A 24097-nucleotide genomic window follows, 5' to 3' on the forward strand; every position below is an offset into this window, starting at 1 on the left:
CGGGTGTGAGGGTGCGAGGGTGACCACTGCCAGCGAGACCGCCCCCGCCACGCAGAGCGCCGCAGCGCCGCCCGTACTCGACCGCAGACGCCGCAACGTCGTGTTCGCCACCATCGTGATGGGCATCCTGCTGGCGGCGCTGGACCAGACGATCGTGGGGACGGCGCTCCCCACGATCGTCTCGGACCTGGGTGGCGCGGAGCACATGTCGTGGGTCGTGACGGCCTATCTCCTGGCGGAGACCGTGGCGACGGTGCTGGTCGGCAAGTTCGGTGACCTCTTCGGCCGGAAGTTGATCTTCCAGATCTCGGCGATCGTCTTCATCACCGGCTCGTTCCTCTGCGGCCTCGCGTCGAACATGCTGCTGCTGATCATCTGGCGGGGTCTGCAGGGCATCGGCGCGGGCGGGCTCATGGTCACGGCGATGGCGCTGATCGCCGATGTCATCCCGCTGCGCGACCGGGGCAAGTACCAGGGGGCGATCGGCGCGGTCTTCGGCGTGGCCACGGTCGTCGGACCGCTGCTGGGCGGTCTGTTCACCGACCATCTGAGCTGGCGCTGGGCGTTCTACGTCAATGTGCCGATCGCGATCGTGGTGGTCATCGCCGCCGCCCGCACCATCCCCTCGGTGCGCGCGGCCGGTCGCCCGGTCATCGACTACCTGGGCATCGCGCTGGTCGCCCTCGGCGCGAGCGCGCTGATCCTCGGCACGAGCTGGGGCGGCAACGAGTACGCCTGGGGCTCTCCGGTCATCCTCGGACTGTTCGTCGGAGGCCTCGTCGCCCTGGCGCTCTTCTGCGTCGTGGAGACACGGGCGAAGGAGCCGATGCTGCCGATGCGACTGTTCCGCAATCCGGTGTTCTCGGTGTGCTCCGTCCTGAGCTTCATCGTGGGCTTCGCCATGCTCGGCGCGATGATCTACCTGCCGACCTATCTGCAGTACGTCGACGGGGACTCGGCCACCGTGTCCGGGGTGCGGACCCTGCCCCTGGTGGTGGGCCTGCTGGCCGCCTCGATCTTCAGTGGCAACGTGGTGAGCAAGACGGGCCACTACCGCCTCTTCCCCGTCATCGGGTCGCTCGTGATGGCGGCGGGTCTCTACCTGCTGTCCCGGATGGGCCCGGGCACGGGTATCTGGCTCGAGTCGCTGTACATGCTGGTGCTGGGCATCGGCATCGGGCTGTCGATGCAGGTGCTGACGATCGCCGTGCAGAACACGGTCGACTACGCGGACCTCGGCACCGCCACGTCCGGCGTCACGTTCTTCCGCACGCTGGGCAGCTCGTTCGGCACGGCGGTGTTCGGCACGATCTACGCCAACGCGCTGCGGCCGAATCTGACGCAGGGCGTCGAGCAGGCCGCGCGGGCGGGCGGCGATCCCGCGTCGCTGGCGCGGGCCGCCGAGAACCCGAAGGCCGTGCACGCGCTGCCCGCCGACCAGACCGCGCCCCTCGCCCAGGCGTACGCGGACACCCTGCACACCGTGTTCCTCTGGACGGTACCGGTGGCACTGCTGGGCTTCGTCGTCTCGTTCTTCCTGAAGCAGGTGAAGCTGCGTGACAGCGCCCGGGCGGGCTCGACCGACATGGGCGAGGGCTTCGCCCAGCCCGGCACCGGGGACGCGGCGAAGGTACTCGAATCATCCGTGGCCAGAATCCTGCACCGGGCCGGCCCGGACACGGCCCGGCGGATCGTCGCGGAGTCCGACACCCGGCTCGACATGGCGGGGGCCTGGGCGGTGATGCAGGTCGACCTCTTCACCCGGATGGTCGGCCACGCGGGCCTCCGGCTGATCGCCGCCCGGCACCGGATCCCCCAGGAGGTGCTGGTGCCCGTCTTCGACCGGATGGTGCAGGAGGGCTACCTCACCGGAGACGGCCGGATCTTCACCCACACGGCTGCGGGAAGCCGTGAAGCGGCGACGATCTCGGACGCCTGGGGACGCTGGCTCAACGAACAGTTGGCCGAGGACGGTGCCAGGCCCGACGACGGCCGGCAGCTCCGGGCAGCGGTCGATGTGATCGCCAAGCGTCTGCTCGCGGAGGACCTGGCACAGGAGCTGGCCCCGCCCGAGCGTGCGATGGCCGAGGCCTGACCGGGCTCCGCGCCCTACTCGACGAAGACCGCCGCCCGGTACACCCAGGCGCCCTGCTCGCGGACGAAACGGCTCTGCTCGTGGAGCGAGTCGGGCCTGCCGCCGTCGGTGTAGTGGGCGCGGAAGGTGACCGTCCCTGTGGTGTGGAAGGCGCTGCCTTCGGTGGTCGCCAGGATCTCCAGTCGCTCCCAGCGCATCGCCGGGTCGAAGTCGACGGCGGGCGGGCGGGACTCCGGGTGCCAGGTGCACAGCAGGTATCCGGCGTCCCGGACGACGAAGGCCGCGTACCGCGAGCGCATCAGCGCCTCGCACGTCGGGGCCGATGCGGTGCCGGCGTGCAGGCGGCCGCAGCAGTCGCCGTAGGACGCGGGCAGGCCGCACGGGCACGGCGTCGCCGGTGTGATCCGCGGGGGCCCCGGCTGCGGAGCGGCCGGCCTGCGGGGGCGTGAGGTGCGTCGTGACATGAGTCCATTGTGACCTGCCGGCCGGGGCCGGGCCGGCCCGCCCCGGACGGTTCAGCGCTTGAGCGCAAAGCTGTGTGACTGGGATCAGGTGAGGAGGAAGTCGGCCTGTCCGGCCTTGGCGCCCTGGATGAAGGCGGCGATCTCGCCGTTGGAGTAGATGAGCGCGGGGCCGTCGGGGTCCGCGGACTGCCGGACCGCCACCCTGCCGTCGGCCAGCTTCATGGCCTCGATGCAATTGCCGCCGTTACCACCGCTCCACGGCTTGTACCAGCCTTCGGAGCCGAGGTCGGCGGCCGGCATGCCGTTGTATATGTGGTTCATCACAGCTCCTTGCGGAAGTCCCTGAGGATTTCCTTCGTGCGTTGTGCAGTTGCGGCCTGCGCCGCCATTCGGTCCATGACCTCGAGGTAGGAAGCCACCTCGGGGCGCGCGTCGAAGTAGACGGCGCCGGTCAGGTACTCGCTGTAGACCATGTCGGGGAGCTCGGGGACCGCGAAGCGGAAGAGGACGAACGGGCCGTATGTGCCGGGGTGGTGGCCGGTCGCGAACTCCGCGATCTGCAAGGTGACATGAGGCATGTCGATCGCTTCGAGCAGGCGGTCGACCTGGGCCCGCATGACGTCGGTGCTGCCGACGGGGCGGCGCAGGACCGTCTCGTCCATCACCACCCACAGCTTCGGCGCCTCCGCCTTGGTCAGCAGTGACTGCCGCTCCATCCGCAGCGCCACATGGCGCTCGATGTCCGCGGGCCTGGTCTGGCCGACCGCACCGGTGCGCAGGACGGAGCGCGCGTAGTCCTCCGTCTGCAGCAGACCGGGGACGAAGTGCGGTTCGTACGTACGCAGAAGGCTGGCGGCGCCCTCCAGGCTGACGTACATGCTGAACCAGTCGGGCAGCACGTCGTGGAAGCGCTGCCACCAGCCTGGCTTGTTGGCCTCTTCGGCGAGTTCGACGAAGGCGTCGGTCTCGGCGTCGGCGATTCCGTAGGCCTTGAGGAGGAGCTGGACGTACGGGATCTTCAGCCCGACCTCGGCGGTCTCCATCCTGCGTATGGTCCCCGGGGCGACACGGAGCACCTTCGCCGCCTGGTCGCGGCTCAGGCCGACGCGCTCCCGCAGATCCTGCAGGCGCTTGCCGAGAACGACCTGGCCCACGGTCGGGGCGGACCGCGGTTCGCTCACTTCAGACCTCCCGATGCGCTGTGTGCGAGCAGTCTGCCATGCGCACGCCTCCAGGGACACAGTCACTCTGGAATTTTCAGAGTGCCTCTTGCCAAGTGTTCATGTCAGGGGGAGAGTTGGTGTCCGAACCAAGTTCGCGTGTACGTGTCCACCCCTTTTCGGGGTGGTGCGAGGCGTGACACAGCCCCCACTGTGAGGAATCGGTCGTGGCACCTGGCAGTGCGCTCATCCCCCGGCTCATGGACCTCAGCCCCGGGGCGGAGGCGCTCCGTTACTGCTTCGCGCTGCCGGCGCGCCCCGAGGCGGTGGCCGGTGCCCGCCGTCTGACGCGGGCCCGGCTGGCGGACTGGCGACTGGCCGGGGACGCCCATGACGCGGCGGTGCTGATCGTGTCCGAGCTGGTCACGAACGCGGTGGTGCACACCGTGAGCGCCCGGGTCGTCTGCGAGCTCCGGTGCGACGACAGCCGGTTGCGCATCTCCGTACAGGACCAGGGCCATCAGCTCGGCGGCCCCCGACTGTCCCTCACCGCCGAGGGTGAACACGGGCGCGGGCTCCTGCTCGTCGAGTCCATGAGCGCCGCCTGGGGATCGCGTGAGGCGGGGAGCCACTCCGGGCGCATCGTATGGGCGGAACTGCCGTACGGCCCGGAGCAGGCATGCTGAGAGACGCCCTGGCCCAACTGCTGGGCGCGCGTCGTGCCCGCCCCGTGCGGGAGGCCGGCGCACCGGGCCGGATCCGGCTGCCGCTGCCGCCGACCCTGTCGGCGAGCCTCGGCTGTGACGCGGTGGGCGTGCCCGCGCGGTACGGATTCCGGCTGATGTCTCATCTGCCGCGCGCCGGATGCGTGTTCGCCGATGCCGAACAGTGGTGGTGGATCGTGCCGTCGGGCTCGGATCTCGATCTCGACTGGCCCGAGCAGGTGTCGTACGCCACCGGGGCCTACGTCCCCGCCGGGCGCCCCCGGCTGATCCACGCACCGGACAGCCACACCCCCTACACACCGCCCATTCCACTCTTTCTCATGGTGTGCCAGGTCACGGGCGTCGTGCCGTCCTGGGGCCCGTCCGGCCGGGCGCGGGCCGTTCCCACTACCTGAGGGGACCTGCTCCGTTCGGGAGACCGCTCAAGGGCGGTCGAGATGGGCGAGCCCCGGATGGACCCTGGTGTATCCCTCGACCAGGCGGCGGGCCACGGAGACGGAGTCGACCAGGGGGTGCAGGGCGAAGGCCCGCACGGCCGCCGCCCGGGATCCGCTCTCCGCCGCTTCGAGCACCGCCCGCTCCACCGCCTTGACCGCCGTGACCAGCCCGACCGCGTGGTACGGAAGGGGGTCCACGGCGACGGGATGCGCGCCGTTGGCGTCGACGAGGCACGGGACCTCGATGACGGCCTCCTCGTCGAGCACCGAGAGGGTGCCCCGGTTGCGGACGTTGAGGATCAACGAGGTGCGTTCGTTGCGGGCCACGGCGCGCATCAGGGCGAGAGCCACCTGCTCGTAGCCCCCGGACCCCAGGTCGCTCTCCTCCCGCTCACCGGCCCCGGCCACGTCCCGGTTCTCCGCCATGTACGTCGCCTCGCGTTCCGCGCGTGTACGGTTCCAGGTGGCCAGCGGCGGGGCGTCCGGGTCCTTCATCCGGGTGTAGAAGCCCTCCTGCTGGTCGCGGAGGAAGGCGCCACGGGTCTGTTCGACTTCCTGGTAGGCGCGGACCGCCTCGCGGTTGAAGTAGTAGTAGTGCAGGTACTCGTTGGGGATCGCGCCCAGCGATTTCAGCCAGTCCGGGCCGAAGAGCCTGCCCTCCTCGAAGGAACCGAGCAGCGCCGGGTCCGCGAGCAGGCGCGGGAGCTCGTCACGGCCGCCGACCCACAGGCCCCGGACCCAGCCGAGGTGGTTGAGCCCGACGTAGTCGACCCAGGCCCGGTCCGGATCCGCGCCCAGGACCCTGGCGATCCGGCGGCCGAGGCCCACCGGCGAGTCGCAGATGCCGATGACCCGGTCTCCGAGGTGCCGGGCCATCGCCTCGGTGACCAGGCCGGCCGGGTTGGTGAAGTTGATGACCCACGCCTCGGGCGCGAGCCGGGCGATCCGCCGGGCGAGGTCCGTCACGACGGGGACGGTGCGCAGCCCGTAGGCGATGCCACCGGCGCCGACCGTCTCCTGGCCCAGTACGCCTTCGTCGAGTGCGACGCGCTCGTCGGCCGCGCGGCCTTCCAGGCCGCCCACCCGGATCGCGGAGAAGACGAAGTCCGCGCCCCGCAGGGCCTCGTCGAGATCGCCGGTGGCGAGGACGGCGGGCGCGTCGTCGATGCCGTCCGCCTGTTCGGCCAGGACCCGCGCCACGGCGGTGAGCCGGTCGGCGTCCGTGTCGTACAGGGTCACCCGCGAGACGCGGCCTTCGGCGTGGTCACCGAGCAGCGCGCCGTACACGAGAGGGACCCGGAATCCGCCGCCACCGAGAATTGTCAGCTTCACGCTGCCCGATGGTACGGGGAAGGCGGCCCGGGGCCCCGGACCCGAGGGCCCGGGGGCGCACGGAACGGTGAACGGTGCCGGTGTCAGTGTCCGTTCCACCACCGCAGGACGGCGTGCCAGACCTTCGTCGGTCCGGTCCGCTGCGCCGGAACGGCGGCTGCTTCCCCGGAGGGGCCGTACGGCTCGGCGGACGGGGCGGCGGAGGCCCTCCGGGGGGCGGCGGGTGACGACACCTCCCAGTCGGCCTGGGAACGGGCCCGGGACACCGCCGGCAGCGGTTCGGCGTCGATCTCCTGCTCCGCGGTGGGTGCGAAGCTCGCCGGCAGGTCCACCAGGTGCCGGGAGACGAAGTTTCCGCTCCAGGTCAGCTTGCTCTCGTCGACACTGAGTTCCAGGTCGGGCAGACGCATCAGGAGCGCGTCGACGCCCACGTCGGCGATGGCGCGACCGATGTCCTGGCCGGGGCACTCGTGAGGGCCGCTGCTGAAGGCCAGGTGAGCGCGGTTGCCCTCCATGCTGGCGGTGAGGTCGGGGCGCACGACGGGGTCCGAGTTGGCCGGCGCGATACCGACGATGAGGGCGTCGCCGGCCTTGATCTGCTGCCCTCCGAGCTCGGTGTCGCCCACCGCCCAGCGGCCCAGGATCGACGTGAACGGCGGCTCGTCCCACAGCGTCTGCTCGACCGCTTCGGGCACGGTCATGTGCCCGCCGCTGAGCCTCGCCCGGAACCTCGGGTCCGTGAGGACCATGCGCAGCACGTTGGCGATCAGGTTGGTGGTCGTCTCGTAGGCGACGATGAGCACCACCCGCAGGTGCTCGCTGACCTCCTTGTCGGTGAGTCCGGCGGGGTGTTCGAGCAGCCAGGTGGCGAAGTCCTCGGCGGGTGCCTCCCTGCGGCGCTGGACCAGCCGGTCCAGCGCGCCGATCACGTAGGCGTTGCTCGCCACAGCGGTCTCCGACCCCCGGGTCATGTCCCGGGCTGCCTGTACCAGGCGGTCGTTGTACTCCTCCGGCATGCCGAGGATCGCGCACATCACCATCATCGGCAGCCGCTCGGCGAACTGGCTGACCAGCTCGGACCTGCCTTCCTGGCAGAAGTCGTTCACGAGCCTGTTGCTGTAACGGTTGATGTGGCGGCGCACGCCACGGGTGTCGATGCGCGCCATGCTGTCGGTGACCGCGCCGCGCAGCCGTTCGTGGGTGGCGCCCTCGGCGAAGGAACACACCGGCTGCCAGGTGAAGACCGGGGCGAGCGGGTGGTCCGGAGTCACGCTGCCCTCCTGCAGGGCACGCCAACGGCGCGAGTCGCGGGAGAACTGCGAGGGGGTGCGGGTCATGTGCAGGTTCTCGCTGTGTCCGAGCACCAGCCAGGCGGGGACGTCCCCGTGCATCAGAACGGGTGCGACCGAGCCGTGTTCGGCACGCAGCTTCTCGTACAGACCCGCGGGGTCGGACTCGGCCTCCGGGCCGTACAGCCGTCGTAGCCCGCCGGGCCCGATGCCCATGCCGTGCGCGGGGCACTGCGGGGGTGGCACCGGACCTGTGGACGATCCGGGTTCGTGCTGGAAGGGGGTTGTCACAGTGGCTCCAGGAATAAGGCTTCCGAGACCGGGCGGAGTGGGGACAGAGTCCGGTCCGGTGCAGAGGTGCGGGCCGCCGTCAGGCGAGCGGCACGGCGAGGCGGTGCAGGTAGCGCATCAGGGTCATCAGCACATCGCGGCTGGACCCGCGCAGTCGGGCATCGCAGTCGATCATCGGGACCTCGTCCGGCAGGTCCAGCGCCCGGCGCAGGGCCTCGACGGGGTGGTGCGGTGCTCCGGGGAAGGTGTTGACGGCGACGACGAACGGAACTCCGCGCTCCTCCAGCCTGCCGATGACGTCGAAACTGACCTCCAGCCGGCGGGTGTCGATGAGGACGACGGCTCCGAGGGCTCCCTCGAAGAGTCCGTTCCACAGGAACCAGAAGCGTTCCTGGCCCGGGGTGCCGAACAGGTAGAGGATCAGTTCCTCGCTGAGGCTGATCCGCCCGAAGTCCATGGCGACGGTGGTGGAGGTCTTGGTCTCCACCCCCACGTTGTCGTCCACGCCGACACCGGCCTGGGTCATGGTCTCTTCGGTCGTCAGGGGCCGGATCTCGCTCACCGAGCCGACCATGGTCGTCTTGCCGACCCCGAACCCGCCGACGACGACGACCTTCACCGCGGCCGTGGCCGTGCTGGGGAGGACGTCCTCGCTGCGGGGGCCCGTGATCGTGTCAGAGCTTCTGAAGTCCATGCATCACCGCTTCGAGGAGGGACCGGTCCGGGAGCGCGGCGCGGACGATGGGCGCGCGCGACTCGATCAGTTCTGTCGCCAGGAGTTCTGTCAGGAGCGAGGTGACCACGCTGAAGGGGAGGCTCAGATAGGCCGAGATCTCGGCGACGGACAGCGGCGCCTTGCAGAGCCGCATGATCGCGGCCTGCTCGGGCTGCACCGTCGGCGACGGTTCGGCCTGAGCCACCACCATCGTGACGAGGTCGAGTGCCGCTCTCTCGCCGTCGGGGGCGCCTGTGATCACGTACAGCCGTTCCGGGTCGCTCACCTCCGGATCGGCCTTCCGTCGTTCGCGCCGGGGAGGACTCATCCGGCCTGCCCGTCGTGGCGCGGAGGGCTCGTCAGGTGCGCTCCGATACGGACGACCATGTCGCGCATGCGCGCGCCCACCAGTCCGGCGTCGACCGTCTCGCCGGCGAGGACCGCGAGGTAGGCCCCGGTGCCCGCGGCCATCAGGTAGAAGAACCCTCCGGTGACCTCGATGACGACGAGCTTCATCAGGCCGTCGCTGTAGGGGATCTCGGTGGCGACGGCCGCGGCCAGGCTCTGGAGTCCCGCGCAGGCGGCGGCGAGACGGTCGGCGACGTCGGGGTCACCGCCGTGCCGTGCGATCCGGAGGCCGTCGGCGGAGAGCACCACGATCTGGTGGATGCTCGGTACGTCGTCGGCCAGTTCCTTGAGCATCCAGTCCATGTTGCCCCGTTGCTGGATCACTTCTCGTCTCCCTTGTCCCACACGTCGTCAGAGTCTCTGTCGGTCTTCGGCTCCTGGGGCACGCCGTTGACGGCCTGGGTGAAGGCCTCCAGCCAGAGGCCGGGCGGTGCCGAGCCCCCGCCGTTTCCGGTGTGCCCGTTGCGCGCGGCGGGCTCCGCGGCCGGCGCGGACTGCTGCGGGAGGTTGTGCGAGCCGAGGGGTGCGCGCCCTCGGCTGCGGCGCTGCGGCAGGCCGCCTTCGGTCCACTCGGTCACGACGATCTCGTCGTCGTCCATGGCTGCCGCGGTGGGCGCGGACCGTGCGGTGGAGGCTGCCGGGGCAGGGGTGGGAGCAGGCATCGCGAGCGACGGTGCGGGCCCGGTCGGGGCGGGGCGCGCCTTGTGCTTGCCGCGCGGCGGGACCACGTGCTGCATCTGCGACATGTCGAGCGAGCTCTGGGGCCGCGAGGTGGCGCCGATGCCGTGCGCGATGCCGGGTGCGGGGCCGGTGGTGATCATGTCGCGCGGCACGATGAGTACGGCGCGGACTCCTCCGTACGCGGACTGGCGCAGGGAGACCTGGAGTTGGTACATGCGGGCGAGGCGTCCGACCACGGCCATACCGAGGCGCGGGGACTCCCCCAGGTCGTTCATGTTGATGCCGGCCTGGGCCTGGGCGAGCATGTTCTCGGCCCGCCCGCGGGCCTCCTCGCTGAGGCTGACGCCGCCGTCCTCGATCTCGATGGCGATGCCGGTCTGTACCTCGACCGCGGTGACGTGGACCCGTGTCTGGGGCGGCGAGTAACGCGTCGCGTTGTCCAGGAGTTCGGCGCAGGCGTGGATGAGCGGTTCGACCGCCGTGCCGACGATGGCGACCTTGGCGATCGAGTGCAGATCGACGCGCTGGTACTCGAGGATCCGGGACATCGCACCGCGCAGCACGCTGAAGAGCGGCACGGCCTTGGGCCACTGACGGCTGGGGCGGGCTCCGCCGAGCACGGCGATGGAGTCGGCGAGACGCCCGATCAGCGCGGTGCCGTGGTCGATGCGGAGCAGGTCGTCGAAGACGTCGGGGTTCCGGCCGTGGTGGTCCTCCATCTCCCGGAGTTCACTGGCCTGTCGGTGGACGATGGCCTGGACACGGCGGGCGACACTGACGAACGCGCGCTGCGCGGAGTCACGCATCGCCTCTTCGTTGTCGATGATGTCGAGGACCTGGAGGACCAGGGCGCGCTGCGCCCTGGGGAGGTTGCGGTACGACTCGTCCGCGTCGACGACGTCGCGCATCACCTCCTGCGGCGAGTTGCTCGCGCGCAGCCGGCGGATCGCAGCGGGCAGGAGCTCCTTGCTGAGGCGTTCGGTCTCCTGGTCGTAGGAGGCGATGCGGTGTTCCAGGAAGGCGATGCGCTGTTCGTACTCTGCGCGCTGGACGCGCATCGCCCGGCGGCGGCGCTTCAGTACGACGGTGAGCGTGGCGACCACGACTGTGGCGATCGCACCGCACCAGACGACTGCCGCCCGTGCGGCCCCGGTGACCGGGACCGCACCCGCGGCCGTGGCGCCGGCCATCAGCACGACGGGCAGGAGCACGGCACGGACTACGGGGACATCTCTGTTGGTCGGCGGTGATTCAACACGGACCATCTAAAACCCTCTGGCGGTTGATTCGGGAGGTATACGCACTTGCACGGACAGTTGTGGGCAAGTGCTCGAATTCGTAGCAACTCGACTTCACTGCGCGTGAGCCTAGCCAGATCAGAACAGGGCTTCGGCATATTCACCCAACCCCCTGCGCGAGACCGCTCGCGGTAATACACTCACCAGTTTTTGCACTCAGCGCCGCCGAACGGGTGCAGGGAGTGACGTGGTTCAGGAATCGGGAGAAAGTAGACGCAGTCATCCGACTGTGCGGGACACCGGACCGCGGGGATGATTCACGAGGGTGATGATCGAGCAGCGAAAACATGGAAGGAGACGTACGTATGAGCGATCCACGTCGGGGCGAACGCATAGGCGCGCACCGCAGGGTAGGACAAGGGCACATGTGATCGAACCGGATCGAAAGGAGCAGATCCCTGAGCGACGGACGTGTGTGCGAGCGCGGCCATGGGGATCGAGGGACGTAAAGCCGCGCCGACCGGGCACAGGGCGCCGGCGCACGCGCCACTCATCACCGGAGGGGCGGTCCTCACCCTCGGTGAGGACCGCCCCTCCGGGAACGGCCGGGCAGACTCCTCAGCGGCGTCCGCCGAGCCGTCCCTCCAGCTGCACCAGCAGCTCCCCGAGCTGTCCGCTGAGCCCGCTACGGGTCTCCTCGTCGAGCCCGGAGAGCACCGAGCGCTCATAGGCGAGCTGTTCGGGCAGCAGGCGGTCGACCAGCTCCCGCCCCGCGTCCGTGAGCCCGACGTGGGCGACCCTGCGGTCCCTGGCATCGCTGCGGCGGCCGATCAGGCCGGACTCCTGCAGGACGCGCAGCCGCTTCGTGACGGCGGCTCCGGACGAGAACGTCTCGCGGGCCAGCTCGCCGGGCGTGAGCTCACGGCCGGTGCGCCGCATCGCGCCGAGCAGATCGAATTCGGCACGCGTCAGTCCGGCGGCCCGCAGGGGGGCGTCCTCCGCCTGCTGGAGGAGGGCCGCGCAGCGGTTGATGCGGCCGATGAGTTCCATCGGTCCGGTGTCCAGCTCGGGGTTGACGGCCTGCCACTGCCGTACCACCGAGGCCACGATGTCGTCGGTCACACCGCTCCGTTCGCCGGGGGCAGGGTGATGAGCCCCTGCCGTTGTGCTGTCGCCGCGAGCGTACGGTGTCCTGCCTGCTCAGCGGCCAGCAGCTCTTCCTCGGGCAGGGCGCGCTGCCACCATTCGCCGGATGCGACGTCGCCGGCGTCACGCAGCTCGACGAGGGAGGCGGTCAGCCTCCTGCGGGCCGTTTCGAGCGTCAGGGCGTCGACCGTCGGGTCGGCGACCGCCCGCTCGGCCCGGTCCCGGGCCTCCCCCGCGGCGGCGAGGGCCCGCTCCACGCGTCCGGAGGCCCGGCGGTTGGTGACGGCGATCGCGGCGAGGAAGCCGACCGCGACGCCCACGACGGTGTCCAGGGCGCGGTCGGCGATCAGCTCTCCTGCGGGCTGGGACCCGCCGAATTCCAGGATCAGCAGGGCCATCGGGGTGACGGCGACGGAGCCGAGCCAGTAGTTGCGGGTGATCAGCGCCTCGGCGGCGAAGTTGCAGACCAGGACGCACAGGACGAGGGCGAGCGGGCTGACCCTGGCGAGCGGGATGACGGCCGCGAAGACCAGCAAACCGAGGAGGTTGCCGACGGTCCGCTGCAGCCCCCTGCTCCAGGAGAGGGTGAGATTGGGCTGGTAGACGGAGGCCGCCGTGACGATGGCCCAGTACGGGTGGCCCACGCCGAGCGCCGAGGAGACGTAGCCGGCCAGCGCGCACCCCACGAGGGTGCGGAAGGCGACGGGCAGCACCGGGGAGCCGGGGCCGAGGGCGCGCAGCAGCCTGAGCCGGGCCTCCCGCCTCCCCCGCCGCATCCGTTGTCCGGCCCGTTCGGCGTCGATCCCGAAGAGCTGCTCCACGGTGCCGGGTGCGGGCGGCGGACCGGGGACGGGGCCGCGGCCCCGGGTCGCCGTCGCCCAGCGGCGCAGCTCACCGTGGTCCACCGCGGGGGTGTGGCCGTCGGCGGTGGCGGCGAGGGCCCGTTCGGCGTGGACGACGAGCCGCTCCAGCTCACGGCGTACGGGGGTGGACCGTCCGGCGGCGAGCAGTGACTGCCAGGCCGCCTGGACGGCCGCCGCCGCGGCGTGCCGGGTCCGGTCGTCGGGAGCCGCCGCGTGCGCGGCGGCGGCGTCGAGCGCGCGGGCGGTGGCGAGTCGCTCGGGTCCCTCCCGGTGCCACAGGGAAGGTCCGGTGGTGACCAGCCAGGAGAAGGCACCCGCGGCCAGCATGAGGGCCATGTGCCCCGGCACCTGCCCGAGCTCCTGCGGCGCGAACAACGCGGCCGAGGTGACGAAGGCGAAGATCACGTTGCCGGGCGGGCCGATGCGGGTCGCGTCGCAGAAGGTCTTCTGCACGGCCGCGAGCAGCGCGCCGACGGCGATCAGTACGGCGGTCGAGTCGGTGAGCGAGGCGACGACGAGGGCGACCGCGAGGCCTGCGGCCATCCCCAGGACGACCCGCAGGACGGTGTGGGCCCTGCGGGCGTACGGCAGGTTGTGCCCGTAGAGCGCGCAGAGCGACCCCGCCATGGTGTACATGACGAGATCGAGCCGGTCGAGGGAGTACAGCAGCAGATTCGGGACGGCCGAGGCGACCACGACGCTCAGGGCCGGCTTGTACCAGGTCTCCGCAGGGCTCTTCAGCCGCAGGACACCGGTGACCGGCAGTTTGTGGACGAAGGGCTTCCGGGATCGCATAGCTGTATCACTCACCCATTTATCTTAACGGGTATTACACACGTAAAACATTTACATGGGGCCGCCCCCCGACAGCCACCCCCGAGCCACCACGGTGCCCTGGACAACAGCGTAGGAAGGCGCGGCGTCCGCCGCCTCGGGAGGACCGGCCCTCACCGACCGGAGGGCGGCCTGGGGTCCTCCGGCACACGGAAGGCCTCGGCCGCGTCCGCCACCCTGCGCATCAGACCGAAGAGGGTCTGCTGCTCGTCCACCGAGAGCGGACCGAGGAAGACCTGGTTCATCCGGACGGTGAGCAGCGCGAGCCGCCGGTGGGTGGTGACGCCGTCATCGGTGAGGCGCAGCAGGAAGCGCCGCCCGTCGTTCGGATCGCGCACCTTGTCCAGCAGTTCCCGGCGCAGCAGCCGGGTGATCACCTCGGCGACGGTGGACCGGTCGAGGCCGACCCTCTCCCCCACCGTCCGCTGGTCGAGGCCCGGTTCGGCGGTCAGGGCGTTGAGGACGGCGAACTGCGGCGAGGTGATCTCCTGGGAGACCATCGCGTTCCAGAGCAGGTGGTGCGCCTGCTGCAGTCGTCGGGCCAGGTGCCCGGGGTGGGTGCTCAGATCGACCGCCTGCACGGAACCGCCCTCTCCCTGTCGGCCCCGGCCCGTCGGCCGGGATGTAAGCCGAACGCCGAAGATACACAGTGTACTGAGGGTCTTGACCGGAACGGCGAGCCGTGGATAGCTTCACAGGCACCGCATTTACTCAGTGTACTGAGCATTATCCGCACTTCACGGAGCCGTGACATGACCGCACGTGACCTTCCCGCCCAGCCGCTGCCCGACGGAATGAGCCAGCGGGAGATCGACTCCGAGGTGGCCCGGGCCCAGGCGGCGGCCCGTCCGGGTGCCCACCATCCGCCTCGCGACTACCCCCCGTACCGCAGCAGCCATTTCCGCCATCCGCACCGCTCCCCGATCCCCGTGCGCGACCCGGAGGCGGTCGAACTGTCCGGGCCCGCCTTCGGTGTCACCGACGTGACCGCCCTGGACCGGGACCTCACCGCACAGCACGCCGGCGAGCCGCTCGGCGAGCGGATCACCGTCACCGGCCGGGTGCTGGACCGGGCGGGCCGGCCGGTGCGGGGGCAGCTCGTCGAGGTGTGGCAGGCCAACGCCTCGGGGCGGTACGCCCACCAGCTCGACCGGCACCCGGCCCCGCTGGACCCCAACTTCACCGGGTTCGGACGCTGTCTGACCGACGACGACGGCGGCTACTCGTTCACGACCGTCAAGCCTGGCGCCTACCCGTGGCGCAACCACACCAACGCCTGGCGCCCCGCCCACATCCACTTCTCGCTGTTCGGCACCTCGTTCGGCCAGCGGCTCGTGACCCAGATGTACTTCCCCGGTGATCCACTCCTCCCGTACGACCCGGTGATCCGCTCGGTCACGGACCAGTCGGCGCGTGAACGGCTCATATCGGCGTACGACCACGGCCTGTCCGTTCCCGAGTGGTCCCTCGGCTACCGCTGGGACATCGTCCTCGACGGACCGTGCGCCACCTGGACCGAGAAAGAAGGAGACGCCTGATGTCCCACGCCCCGACTCCCTCCCAGACCGTCGGCCCCTTCTACGGCTACGCCCTGCCCTTCCCCGGCGGCTGCGAGGTCGCCCCGGCCGGGCACCCCGACACCCTGACGGTGCACGGCTACGTGCTCGACGGCCAGGGCGCCCCCGTGCCCGACGCCATCGTCGAGACCTGGCAGTCGGCACCCGACGGATCGCGCACCGGCCTCCCCGGAACGCTGCGCCGCGATCCCGCCACGGGCAAGGTGATCGGACGTGACGGCGTCGGCTTCACCGGCTTCGGACGGGCGCCGACGGACGCGGCCGGGCACTGGTTCGTGCGGACGCTCCCGCCCGGTGGCGTGCCGTACCTCTGCCTGGCCGTGTTCGCGCGCGGCGTGGTCCATCACCTCTACACCCGCGTCTATCTCCCCGATCTGCTCGGCGAGGGCGAAGGAAAGGGCCAGAGCGAAGGAGGGGGCCAGGGCGCGCGGGCGGGTGATCCGCTGCTGCGGTCGCTGGACGCGGAGCGGCGCGCCACACTGATCGCGGCCCGCACGGGTCCCCGTACCTACCGCTTCGACATCCGTCTCCAGGGCGACGACGAGACGGTCTTCCTGGAGTTCAGCTGATGCACGAGAGCGACACCGGTCTCCTCTCCCCGGGACGGGCCGGCTCCGCCGCCGAGACCGCCACCGGCGACCACGCCTTCCTGCAGGCGCTGCTGGACGCCGAAGCGGCGCTCACCCGGGCCAGGTCCGCCTCGGGGCTCGACCCCGCCCAGGCGGGACGGGCGGTCACCGCGGCGGCGGACGCCCGCCGGTTCGACGTACGGGAGCTGGCGCTGCGGGCACGGTCCGGCGGCAATCCGGTGATCCCGCTGGTCGCCGCCCTGTCGGCGGCGGTCGAGGAGGACGCGCGGCCCTTCGTCCACCGGGGCGCGACCAGCCAGGACATCCTCGACAGCGCCGCGATGCTGGTGGCTTCCCGGACCCTGGCGCTCGTTCTCGACGACCTGGGCCGGACCGCCGACGCACTGGAGCGGCTGGCGGCCGAGCACCGCGACACACCGATGCCCGGCCGCACCCTGACGCAGCACGCCGTCCCTACGACGTTCGGGCTCAAGGCCGCGGGATGGCGGTCGCTGGTGCTCGACGCGCGGGACCGGCTGCGGGAGGTACGCGGCGCGCTCCCGGTCCAGCTCGGCGGCGCGGCGGGCACCCTGGCCGCCTTCACCACCGATGCCGATGACACCACGGCGCTCGCTCTCGTCGGTGCCTACGCCCGGGAACTGGGCCTGGCCGAGCCTCGGTTGCCCTGGCACACCCTGCGCACTCCGGTCGCCGACCTGGCGGGTGCGCTCGCCCTCACGGCGGGCGCGCTCGGCAAACTCGCGGTCGATGTGCTCACCCTGTCCCGTACGGAGATCGCCGAGCTCGCGGAAGGGACCGGCGGTGGCTCGTCGGCGATGCCGCACAAGGCCAATCCGGTCCGCGCCACCCTGATCGCCGCCGCCGCCCGCCGGGCGCCCGGAGCGGCGGCCACGCTGTTCGGCTCGCTCGCCGCCGAGGACGAACGGCCCGCCGGGGCCTGGCACGCCGAATGGGAGCCGCTGCGCGACCTGTTGCGCCTGGTCGGCGGGGCCGCGCGCGACGCGGTGGAACTCACCGAGGGGCTCAGGGTGTTCCCGCCCGCCATGCGGAGCCACCTGGGGCTGACCGACGGGCTGATCGTCTCGGAGCGGCTCGCCGCCGTCGCCACCGGCCGGGTGGGCCGGGCCCGCGCCGCGGAGATCCTCACCCGGGCCGCCGGCCGGGCCCGCGACGAAGGCAGACCCCTCGCGGAGATCCTCGCCGGGGAGCCCGCCTTCGACGGCCTCGACCTCGTGGAACTGACCGACCCCGCCCGGTACACCGGCTGCGCCGGGCCCCTCACCGACCGCGCTCTGGAGCGCCGATGACCTCGACACCCGCACGTCTCCTCCACCATCGCGCCGAAGGGCCGGTGAGTGCGCCCCCGCTCCTCCTCGGCCCGTCGCTCGGCACCTCCACCGCGCTCTGGGACGGGGTCGCCCCCGAGCTGTCCGCCGCCCACCGGGTCGTACGGTGGGACCTGCCCGGGCACGGAGGATCCCCCGCCGGGCTGATCGGCCCGGGGGCGACGATCGCCGATCTGGCCGCGCTGGTCCTCGCACTCGCCGACTCGCTGTCCCTGGAGCGGTTCTCGTACGCCGGGGTCTCGCTGGGCGGCGCGGTGGGCCTCTGGCTCGCCGTCCACCACCCGGAGCGCGTCGAACGGCTGGCGGTCGTCTGCTCGTCCGCGCACTTCGGCGATCCTGGGCCGTGGCGGGAGCGGGCCGCCCTCGTCCGCGCGGAGGGCCTGGGCACGGTCGCGGAGAGCGCGGCGAGCCGCTGGTTCACGCCCGGGTTCACCGAGCCCCGGCTGCTCGACGACCTCCTGGGCACGGATCCCTCGGCGTACGCGGCGTGCTGCGACGCGCTCGCCGCGTGCGATCTGCGGAGCGGGCTCGCGGGCGTGCGTGTGCCGACGCTGGTCATCGCGGGCCGCGAGGACCCGGCGACGCCGCCCGCGCATGCCCGGGAGATCGCCGACGGCATCCCGGGGGCCGGGCTGACCGAACTGCCGCGCGCCTCCCACCTGGCTCCCGCCGAGCGTCCCGCGGCCGTGCGGGAGGCCCTGCGCGCCCACTTCGCGCCCCGGGAACGCGGGAGCGGGACGGTGGTGCGCCGCGAGGTCCTCGGCGATGCGCACGTGGACCGGGCGCAGGCGGCGACCACGGAATTCACCGCTCCCTTCCAGGACTTCATCTCCCGCTACGCCTGGGGCGAGATCTGGACCGACCCGACCCTGTCCCGGCGGGAACGCAGCCTGATCACGCTGACCGCGCTGGTCGCGCACGGCCACTACGGCGAGCTGGCGATGCACGTCCGTGCGGCGGTACACAACGGCCTCGGCCCGCAGGAGATCGGCGCGGCCCTGTTGCAGACGGGGGTCTACTGCGGGGTCCCGGCGGCGAACTCGGCGTTCGCGGTGGCCGAGCGGGTGCTGGCGGAGATGGAGGCGGAGGACGTGGAGCGGAGCTGACCGAGGGGCGGCACCCGGTCCGGCCGGGCGCCGCCCCTCGGCCTCGCCGCCCCTCGGCCTGGCGGCGCGGCTCAGCCGAAGCCGCGGGAGTCCTGCTTGAGGGCGGTGTCCACAGTCAGGGCCGTCGCCACGACGAGGCTCAGAAGCGGCTCGGGCAGCTGGTAGTGGATCTGCAGCACGTAGTTGTCGGCCGTGGTGAACATGGTCTTCGCCAGGCCTTCCCAGGTCTTGGTGATCCTGGCGATCTCGGCGTCGTTGTGGTCGACGATGGCGAAGTTCCACGCGCGCCAGTTCTCGGCCTTGATCGCTCCGATCTGCCGCCCGTCGACCATGATGGCGAAGTTGATCTTGCCGATGGCGTTCTGCTGGACGATCTCGCCCACCGGCTGTCCGTCCGGGCGCTGTACGACGACCCGGGACTTGATGAACTTCGCGGGGCGGGTCAGGAGCAGTTGCGGCTGCCCGTAGGCGTCGCGGATCTCCAGGCGGTGCGTGAGGTACTGGTCGACGCTGGAGACGAACCTGAGCGCCTTGCGCAGGCCGCTCTGGCCGACCTGGACGACCGTGCCGACGGTGGCGCCCTGCTGGTCGAAGACGCTGTACTCGTTGGTGAGCTCGAGCAGCTTGGCCTTCTGGTTCACGACCAGGACCTGCTGGTCGAACAGCGATCCCGCACCGGGTACACCCTGCTGGGGAGCCTGCTGCTGAGGGGCGAACTGCTGGGCGGGTGCCTGCTGAGGGGCGGCCTGCTGCGGCGTCGCGCCGTGCGCTTGAGCGGCGTACGGGTGCGCCGCTTGCGGCCCGCCCGCGTACGGCTGAGCGGCGGCGGGCGGCTCAGCGGGTGCCTGGGCCTGGGCAGGTGCCTGCGCCTGCGCCGGGTGCGTGTGCTCGGTCCACCGGGTGCCGTCCCAGTAGCGCAGCAGCTGGGGCGCACCATGAGGATCCGGATGCCAGCCCGCAGGTACGTTCGATTGCGTCGTCACCGGGGCACACTATCGCGCCAAGCTGTGGGCCAAACTCTTTGAAGGTTCACACACCATCTACGATGGCGGCCATGACCGGAGCGAGCAGGCGGACGGACCGGCGGTGGAGCGGCAGCGGCCTGCCCGCCGCGCCGGTCTGGGCGCTGATGCTCGTGGCCGTGTTCTTCTGCTGTTCCCCGGCCGCCACGGCCTCGCCGCGTGCCGAGGCGCCTTCCGCGACCGCTGTCAGGGCCTTCACCCCGACACCCGTGGCCGCCGCGTCCGTCGTCGTGGCCGACGCCCCCGACGAACGCGGGATCGGCAGCTCCTGTCACGGCACGTCGGACCACTCCACCGCCGTCGTGCTGCCCGTCCACCCCTCACCCGTCGCCGTTCCCTGCCCCTCGGCGACGCTCCGGACCGCCCCGCTCACCGGCGCCGCGGTCATCCGGGGCCCCTCGAACGACAGCGTGGGCGCTGTCGACCAACTGCGTCTGCAGGTCCAACGGATCTAGGAACTCCCGGATCCGCCTCCGCGCACCCGCGCGCCGGAGGCGGCCCTCCCTGAGCTCTCCCCCGCGTGGCGCGCCCTTGCGCTCCCGCGATCCGCCGAACCCGAGGACCTGACATGGCTTCCGCCAAGAACCAGAACAGCTCAGCCGCACGCCGCGCCAAGCTCGACGAGGCCCGCCGCAAGGAACGGGCCCGCGAGCGCCGCAGCCGCATCCTCACCATCACCGCGGCCGTCGTCGTGCTCGCCGGCCTCGTCGCCGGAGGCGGCTACCTGATGTCGGCCGCCGACGAGCAGGACAAGGCCGAGGAACAGGCCAGAACCTCCCCCGTCACCGGCGAGAAGTCCTGGGACGACCTCGCCCAGGACCACGTCGAGACACCCGTCGACTACCCGATGAACCCGCCCGTCGGCGGCAACCACAACCCGGTCTGGATGAACTGCGACGCCGACGTCTACACCGAGGCGATACCGAACGAGAACGCCGTGCACTCCCTGGAGCACGGCGCCGTCTGGGTCACGTACAACGACAAGGCGAAGGACGCCGACGTCAAGGCGCTCTCCGAGCGGGTCGGCAAGACGCCCTACTCCCTGATGAGCCCCGTGGCCGACCAGAAGGACCCGCTGATGCTCAGCGCCTGGGGCAAGCAGCTCACCGTGAAGAGCGCCACCGACGCCCGTGTCGCCCAGTTCTTCACCAAGTACGTCCAGGGCGCGCAGACGCCGGAGCCGGGCGCCGCCTGCTCCGGCGGTGTCGCCAAGTGACCTCGTCCGCACGCCTTCCCCGTTCACTGGTGTGGGCGGGGGGCGTGGTGTTCGTCGTGGCCGTGGGGCTCGTGCTGCTCATGGTCGTACGGCCATCGGCGGCATCCTCGTCGGACTCCGGGGCGCCCGGCACCGTCCCCACGGAGAGCTCGGCCGATGTGGGCTTCGCCCGGGACATGTCGGTCCACCATCAGCAGGCGGTGGAGATGGCGTTCATCGTCCGGGACCGCACGGACGACGAGGCCGTGCGGCGACTCGCCTACGACATCATCAACACCCAGGCGAACCAGCGCGGCATGATGCTGGGCTGGCTGGAGTCGTGGGACAGGCCCAAGAGTTCGGACCGGCCGCCGATGGAGTGGATGGGCCACGCGGTCACCGCGTCCGACGGCTCCCTCATGCCGGGCATGGCGACGGACACGCAGCTGGACGAACTGCGCGCGTCCGAGGGCAGGGACGCGGAGGTGCTGTTCCTGCGGCTGATGACCGTCCACCACCGTGCGGGGGTCGACATGGCACGGGCCGCGGCAGCCGCGGCGGGCACGGACGAGATCAGGAGCCTGGCGGCGGGCATGGACCGCGCCCAGGAGTCGGAGATCTCGCTGATGGGCGACATGCTGAAGGCCCGGGGCGCACGCCCCTGAGCCCTCGGGGCGTGCGGCGGGCGGGCCCGGTGACCGACGTCACCGGGCCCGCCCGCCCCCACGAGTTCACCTGGCGCCCATCTCGTCCTCATGGACCCGACACGCGGGCACCGCTCCGTCGTCCGACACTTCCTGACGAGTCATGGACATGTCCCTCTCACGACAGGAAGCATCCGTGCGCGTGCACCGCTCCCCTCGCCTGACGGCCACCGCCCTCCTCGGTACGGCACTGATCACCCTGGTCCCGCTGTCCCCCGCGCACGCCCGGTCGCTGCCCTCCGTCGGCGCGACGGCCGAGACCGCCGCGCTGTACGACGACGAGGCGGGTGGCAACGCCGACGCGGACGACCCGGCGATCTGGCGCAACGACGCGGATCCGGGGCGCAGCCTGGTCGTCGCCACCGCGAAGGAGGGCGGGCTGCGGGTCTACGGTCTGGACGCGTCCCTGGTCCAGTCGGTCCCGGCGCCGTCGCCCGCGACGGAGGACGACGCCCCGGGCAGGTTCAACAACGTCGACCTCGTGACCGGGCTCCGCACCCCGGCCGGGCGGACCGACGTGGCGGTGGTGAGCGACCGGGGCAACGACCGACTCCGCATCTACCGCGTCGACCCCTCTCAGCCGGGCGGCCCGCTGAAGGACGTCACCGATCCGGCCGCCGCTCCGGTCTTCTCGTCGGATCAGGCCGAGGTCAACGAGCAGCGGACCGCGTACGGTCTCGCGACCTGGCAGGACCGGTCCACCGGGCGCGCGTACGCGCTGGTCAGCCGGCGCAACACGACGGACCTCGCCCTGCTGGAGCTGCGGCCCACGGCGGCGGGCACCGTGGGCTACCGACTGGTGCGCACCCTCTCGCTCCCCTCGTCCTTCCGCCTCCCGGACGGCACCTCGTGGACGCCGTGCGGCGAGCCGGGTGAGCTGCCGCAGGTCGAGGGCATGGTCGTCGACCCGGCGAACGGCACCCTCTACGCGGGACAGGAGGACGTCGGCATCTGGCGGCTGCCCGCCGGACTCGGCGGACGCCCGGTCCTCGTGGACAAGGTCAAGGAGTACGGCGTTCCGGGGACGTACGACCCGGAGAGCGAGGAGTGCGTGCCGGGCGCCGACCCGGGCTTCGGCGGGAAGCGGCTGGCCGCAGACGTGGAGGGCCTGACCCTCGTCCGTGAGCCCGGCGGCGACGGCTACCTCATGGCGTCCGGCCAGGGTGACGACACCTTCGCCCTGTACGACCGCGAGGTGTCCGAGGACAACGAGTACGAGGGCGGCTTCCGCGTCGGCGCCGTCTCGGCCGACCTCGACGGCAGCGAGGAGTGCGACGGCGCCGCCGTGCTCGCCGAGCCGCTGGGATCCCGCTACCCGGACGGGCTGCTGGTGGTCCAGGACGGACACGAGACCTCGGCCTCGGGCAGCGAGGCGGGCCGGGAGGCCACGGGCTTCAAGTTCGTCGACCTGGGCGCGGTGGCGGACGCGACGGGCATGTAGCCCGCTCGTACCGCGGGCGGGGGCCCCGGAGGCATCGCATAGGCTCGTCGACGATATGAAGAGCTCCCTCACGCCCCTGGGGTCCAAGGCCGACAAGGACACCGTACGACGCCACAACCTGAGCCTCGTACTGCGCGCCGTACGGGACGAGGGCGAGACGGGTGAGGCGACCCGGGCCGGAGTGTCGGCCCGGGTCGGGCTCACCCGGGCCGCGGTGTCCTCGCTGGTCGAGCAGTTGCTGGACAGCGGCTTCGTCACCGAGTCGGGCAAGACGTTCAGCGGGCAGGCCGGGCGCCCCGGCACGGCCCTGAAGGTGGCGCGCACCGGGCCCGCCGGGCTCGGCGTGGAGGTCAACATCGACTACGTGTCGGTGTGTGTCGTGGATCTGGCCGGTACCGGCCGGGTCCGGCAGACCGAGCACCTGGACAATCGCGGCGCCCCGCCCGAAGAGGTCCTGGCCCGGGCCGCGGGCATCGTCGCCCGGGCCCTGGACTCGGCGCGGGAGCAGGATCTGTACCCGGTCGGTGCGGCGCTCGCGCTGCCCGGGCTCGTCTCGGGCGGTTCGGTGCGCCAGGCTCCGAACCTGGGCTGGAACCAGGTCGCCGCCGAGGAACTGTTCGCACAGGCGCTGGCCGGTCTGCGGCCCGGACCGGCGCTGCCCGTGCGTTCGGAGAACGAGGCGAATCTCGCGGCGCTGGCCGAGCTGTGGTTCGGCGGGCTCGACGCGGTCCGCAGTTTCCTCTACCTGACGGGCGAGATCGGTGTCGGCGGCGCCCTGGTGCTCGACGGCGAGCTGCTGCGCGGCGCCCACGGTTTCGCCGGGGAGATCGGACATGTGGTGGTGGATCCGGCGGGCCCGGAGTGCCGCTGCGGATCGCGCGGCTGCCTGGAGCAGTACGCCGGCCAGTCGGCCCTGCTGCGCGCGGCCGGCATCGACGAGGCCGCGGGCGGGGCGGCGGGGGTGATGGAGCTGGAGCGGCGGGCGCAGGCCGGCGACCCCGTGGCGCTGGCCGCCGTGGCCGACGCCGGCCGGATGCTGGGACAGGTGCTGTCCGGGGCGGTGAACCTGTTCGACCCCGACGCGGTGGTGCTCGGCGGGATATACCGCGGCCTGATGCCGTGGCTCTCGCCCCCGGCCGACGCCGAACTGACGGGCCGCGTGGTGTCCGGCCTCTGGTCCCGGGGCAGCGGCAGGCTGCGCGCCTCGTCCGTCGCGGGTGACGCGGCACGGGGCGCGGCGGCGCTGGTCGTCCAGGACGTGCTGGCCGACCCCGTCGCGCACGCCCGGCCGGCACCGGCGGACGTCTGACGGCCGGGGCGCCCGGTGTGGGCCGGGCGTCCCGGGGGGGTGGGTCAGCGGACGTTGAGGAGGTGTTCCATGGCGAGCTGGTCGAGGGCTTCGAAGGCCATGGAGCGTTCGGCGGCGGTGGTGGCGTCG

25 protein-coding genes are annotated in these 24097 nt (G+C 71.8%); 12 read left to right on the forward strand and 13 right to left on the reverse strand.

From position 1 onward, the window contains the following. Window positions 1-19: 19 nt before the first annotated feature. Window positions 20-2095: an MDR family MFS transporter gene (locus ABT001_RS23105; protein WP_351280583.1), complete on the forward strand. Its 2076-nt coding sequence runs from the start codon at window positions 20-22 to the stop codon at window positions 2093-2095. Window positions 2096-2109: 14 nt separating this feature from the next. On the opposite strand, the gene ABT001_RS23110 is transcribed toward ABT001_RS23105, so the two are convergent. The 3 genes from ABT001_RS23110 to ABT001_RS23120 form a co-directional block, all read right to left on the reverse strand. After that, complete coding sequence (locus ABT001_RS23110) at window positions 2110-2559, reverse strand: YchJ family protein (protein WP_351280586.1); 450 nt, start codon at window positions 2557-2559, stop codon at window positions 2110-2112. Between the two features lie 84 nt (window positions 2560-2643). After that, the gene (locus ABT001_RS23115) at window positions 2644-2880 is read right to left on the reverse strand and encodes a DUF397 domain-containing protein (protein ID WP_030573999.1); all 237 of its coding nucleotides are present in this window, start codon (window positions 2878-2880) and stop codon (window positions 2644-2646) included. After that, window positions 2880-3740, reverse strand: coding sequence for a Sco1979 family transcriptional regulator (locus ABT001_RS23120; RefSeq protein WP_351280589.1), 861 nt, complete (start codon window positions 3738-3740; stop codon window positions 2880-2882). Before ABT001_RS23120 ends, ABT001_RS23115 begins: the two co-directional genes overlap by 1 nt. Window positions 3741-3946: 206 nt before the next feature. Between ABT001_RS23120 and ABT001_RS23125 the strand changes: the two genes are divergently transcribed. Together ABT001_RS23125 and ABT001_RS23130 are read left to right on the forward strand one after the other, a co-directional pair. Then, window positions 3947-4405, forward strand: a complete 459-nt coding sequence (locus ABT001_RS23125) for an ATP-binding protein (protein ID WP_351280591.1) — start codon at window positions 3947-3949, stop codon at window positions 4403-4405. Further along, window positions 4399-4839: a hypothetical protein gene (locus tag ABT001_RS23130; RefSeq protein WP_351280593.1), complete on the forward strand. Its 441-nt coding sequence runs from the start codon at window positions 4399-4401 to the stop codon at window positions 4837-4839. The genes ABT001_RS23125 and ABT001_RS23130 overlap by 7 nt, the downstream gene beginning before the upstream one ends. 27 nt (window positions 4840-4866) lie before the next feature. Here ABT001_RS23130 and ABT001_RS23135 read toward each other — a convergent pair whose 3' ends face one another. The 9 genes from ABT001_RS23135 to ABT001_RS23175 form a co-directional block, all read right to left on the reverse strand. Then, the gene (locus ABT001_RS23135) at window positions 4867-6213 is read right to left on the reverse strand and encodes a 6-phospho-beta-glucosidase (RefSeq protein WP_351280596.1); all 1347 of its coding nucleotides are present in this window, start codon (window positions 6211-6213) and stop codon (window positions 4867-4869) included. Between the two features lie 83 nt (window positions 6214-6296). Continuing rightward, window positions 6297-7793, reverse strand: a complete 1497-nt coding sequence (locus ABT001_RS23140) for a cytochrome P450 (RefSeq protein ID WP_351280598.1) — start codon at window positions 7791-7793, stop codon at window positions 6297-6299. Between the two features lie 79 nt (window positions 7794-7872). After that, entirely contained in the window at window positions 7873-8487 is a 615-nt protein-coding gene (locus ABT001_RS23145; protein WP_351280601.1) for a GTP-binding protein, read from the reverse strand. Continuing rightward, window positions 8468-8836, reverse strand: coding sequence for a DUF742 domain-containing protein (locus ABT001_RS23150; RefSeq protein WP_351280604.1), 369 nt, complete (start codon window positions 8834-8836; stop codon window positions 8468-8470). The genes ABT001_RS23145 and ABT001_RS23150 overlap by 20 nt, the downstream gene beginning before the upstream one ends. Continuing rightward, window positions 8833-9240, reverse strand: a complete 408-nt coding sequence (locus ABT001_RS23155) for a roadblock/LC7 domain-containing protein (protein ID WP_014049573.1) — start codon at window positions 9238-9240, stop codon at window positions 8833-8835. The genes ABT001_RS23150 and ABT001_RS23155 overlap by 4 nt, the downstream gene beginning before the upstream one ends. After that, entirely contained in the window at window positions 9237-10862 is a 1626-nt protein-coding gene (locus ABT001_RS23160; RefSeq protein ID WP_351280607.1) for a sensor histidine kinase, read from the reverse strand. The genes ABT001_RS23155 and ABT001_RS23160 overlap by 4 nt, the downstream gene beginning before the upstream one ends. A gap of 591 nt (window positions 10863-11453) precedes the next feature. Continuing rightward, window positions 11454-11957: a MarR family winged helix-turn-helix transcriptional regulator gene (locus ABT001_RS23165; RefSeq protein ID WP_351280610.1), complete on the reverse strand. Its 504-nt coding sequence runs from the start codon at window positions 11955-11957 to the stop codon at window positions 11454-11456. Next, window positions 11954-13639 (reverse strand): FUSC family protein, encoded by a 1686-nt coding sequence (locus ABT001_RS23170; protein ID WP_351280646.1) that lies wholly within the window; start codon window positions 13637-13639, stop codon window positions 11954-11956. Before ABT001_RS23170 ends, ABT001_RS23165 begins: the two co-directional genes overlap by 4 nt. Window positions 13640-13791: 152 nt before the next feature. Next, a complete protein-coding gene (locus tag ABT001_RS23175) occupies window positions 13792-14259 on the reverse strand; it encodes a MarR family winged helix-turn-helix transcriptional regulator (protein ID WP_351280612.1) in 468 nt (155 codons plus the stop codon). Between the two features lie 213 nt (window positions 14260-14472). Between ABT001_RS23175 and pcaH the strand changes: the two genes are divergently transcribed. From pcaH to pcaDC, 4 genes are read left to right on the forward strand one after another with little or no spacing between them, the layout of a single operon-like run. Further along, the gene (pcaH, locus tag ABT001_RS23180) at window positions 14473-15216 is read left to right on the forward strand and encodes a protocatechuate 3,4-dioxygenase subunit beta (protein ID WP_502967508.1); all 744 of its coding nucleotides are present in this window, start codon (window positions 14473-14475) and stop codon (window positions 15214-15216) included. After that, the gene (pcaG, locus tag ABT001_RS23185; RefSeq protein WP_351280616.1) at window positions 15216-15824 is read left to right on the forward strand and encodes a protocatechuate 3,4-dioxygenase subunit alpha; all 609 of its coding nucleotides are present in this window, start codon (window positions 15216-15218) and stop codon (window positions 15822-15824) included. The genes pcaH and pcaG overlap by 1 nt, the downstream gene beginning before the upstream one ends. Beyond that, the gene (gene pcaB, locus ABT001_RS23190; protein WP_351280618.1) at window positions 15824-17152 is read left to right on the forward strand and encodes a 3-carboxy-cis,cis-muconate cycloisomerase; all 1329 of its coding nucleotides are present in this window, start codon (window positions 15824-15826) and stop codon (window positions 17150-17152) included. The genes pcaG and pcaB overlap by 1 nt, the downstream gene beginning before the upstream one ends. Next, a complete protein-coding gene (gene pcaDC, locus ABT001_RS23195) occupies window positions 17149-18297 on the forward strand; it encodes a bifunctional 3-oxoadipate enol-lactonase/4-carboxymuconolactone decarboxylase PcaDC (RefSeq protein WP_351280621.1) in 1149 nt (382 codons plus the stop codon). Before pcaB ends, pcaDC begins: the two co-directional genes overlap by 4 nt. Before the next feature lie 71 nt (window positions 18298-18368). Here pcaDC and ABT001_RS23200 read toward each other — a convergent pair whose 3' ends face one another. After that, window positions 18369-19280 carry an LURP-one-related family protein gene (locus ABT001_RS23200; protein WP_351280623.1) on the reverse strand — a complete coding sequence of 304 codons (912 nt, stop codon included), beginning with the start codon at window positions 19278-19280 and terminating at the stop codon, window positions 18369-18371. A gap of 62 nt (window positions 19281-19342) precedes the next feature. On the opposite strand from ABT001_RS23200, the gene ABT001_RS23205 reads away from it, so the two are divergent. The 5 genes from ABT001_RS23205 to ABT001_RS23225 all read left to right on the forward strand — a co-directional run bounded on the left by ABT001_RS23205 (window position 19343) and on the right by ABT001_RS23225 (window position 23968). Continuing rightward, the gene (locus ABT001_RS23205; protein ID WP_351280625.1) at window positions 19343-19774 is read left to right on the forward strand and encodes a hypothetical protein; all 432 of its coding nucleotides are present in this window, start codon (window positions 19343-19345) and stop codon (window positions 19772-19774) included. Between the two features lie 113 nt (window positions 19775-19887). Continuing rightward, window positions 19888-20535, forward strand: a complete 648-nt coding sequence (locus ABT001_RS23210; RefSeq protein ID WP_351280627.1) for a thioredoxin-like domain-containing protein — start codon at window positions 19888-19890, stop codon at window positions 20533-20535. 80 nt (window positions 20536-20615) lie between these two features. Next, window positions 20616-21179, forward strand: coding sequence for a DUF305 domain-containing protein (locus ABT001_RS23215; RefSeq protein ID WP_502967509.1), 564 nt, complete (start codon window positions 20616-20618; stop codon window positions 21177-21179). Between the two features lie 175 nt (window positions 21180-21354). Beyond that, a complete protein-coding gene (locus ABT001_RS23220) occupies window positions 21355-22659 on the forward strand; it encodes a phytase (RefSeq protein ID WP_351280631.1) in 1305 nt (434 codons plus the stop codon). A 55-nt stretch (window positions 22660-22714) separates the two neighbouring features. Further along, window positions 22715-23968 carry an ROK family protein gene (locus ABT001_RS23225; protein ID WP_351280633.1) on the forward strand — a complete coding sequence of 418 codons (1254 nt, stop codon included), beginning with the start codon at window positions 22715-22717 and terminating at the stop codon, window positions 23966-23968. Window positions 23969-24097: the final 129 nt, after the last annotated feature.

The organism is Streptomyces sp. NPDC002793 (assembly GCF_040295485.1).
Taxonomy (GTDB): Bacteria; Actinomycetota; Actinomycetes; order Streptomycetales; family Streptomycetaceae; genus Streptomyces.

Coding starts and splice junctions, on each gene's coding strand:
- ABT001_RS23145 (WP_351280601.1), bottom strand. CDS start 8,487: ATGGACTTCAGAAGCTCTGACACGATCACGGGCCCCCGCAGCGAGGAC.
- pcaB (WP_351280618.1), top strand. CDS start 15,824: ATGCACGAGAGCGACACCGGTCTCCTCTCCCCGGGACGGGCCGGCTCC.
- ABT001_RS23225 (WP_351280633.1), top strand. CDS start 22,715: ATGAAGAGCTCCCTCACGCCCCTGGGGTCCAAGGCCGACAAGGACACC.
- ABT001_RS23115 (WP_030573999.1), bottom strand. CDS start 2,880: ATGAACCACATATACAACGGCATGCCGGCCGCCGACCTCGGCTCCGAA.
- ABT001_RS23215 (WP_502967509.1), top strand. CDS start 20,616: ATGGTCGTACGGCCATCGGCGGCATCCTCGTCGGACTCCGGGGCGCCC.
- ABT001_RS23210 (WP_351280627.1), top strand. CDS start 19,888: ATGGCTTCCGCCAAGAACCAGAACAGCTCAGCCGCACGCCGCGCCAAG.
- pcaG (WP_351280616.1), top strand. CDS start 15,216: ATGTCCCACGCCCCGACTCCCTCCCAGACCGTCGGCCCCTTCTACGGC.
- ABT001_RS23205 (WP_351280625.1), top strand. CDS start 19,343: ATGGCGGCCATGACCGGAGCGAGCAGGCGGACGGACCGGCGGTGGAGC.
- ABT001_RS23130 (WP_351280593.1), top strand. CDS start 4,399: ATGCTGAGAGACGCCCTGGCCCAACTGCTGGGCGCGCGTCGTGCCCGC.
- ABT001_RS23160 (WP_351280607.1), bottom strand. CDS start 10,862: ATGGTCCGTGTTGAATCACCGCCGACCAACAGAGATGTCCCCGTAGTC.
- ABT001_RS23170 (WP_351280646.1), bottom strand. CDS start 13,639: ATGCGATCCCGGAAGCCCTTCGTCCACAAACTGCCGGTCACCGGTGTC.
- pcaH (WP_502967508.1), top strand. CDS start 14,473: ATGAGCCAGCGGGAGATCGACTCCGAGGTGGCCCGGGCCCAGGCGGCG.
- ABT001_RS23110 (WP_351280586.1), bottom strand. CDS start 2,559: ATGTCACGACGCACCTCACGCCCCCGCAGGCCGGCCGCTCCGCAGCCG.
- ABT001_RS23150 (WP_351280604.1), bottom strand. CDS start 8,836: ATGAGTCCTCCCCGGCGCGAACGACGGAAGGCCGATCCGGAGGTGAGC.
- pcaDC (WP_351280621.1), top strand. CDS start 17,149: ATGACCTCGACACCCGCACGTCTCCTCCACCATCGCGCCGAAGGGCCG.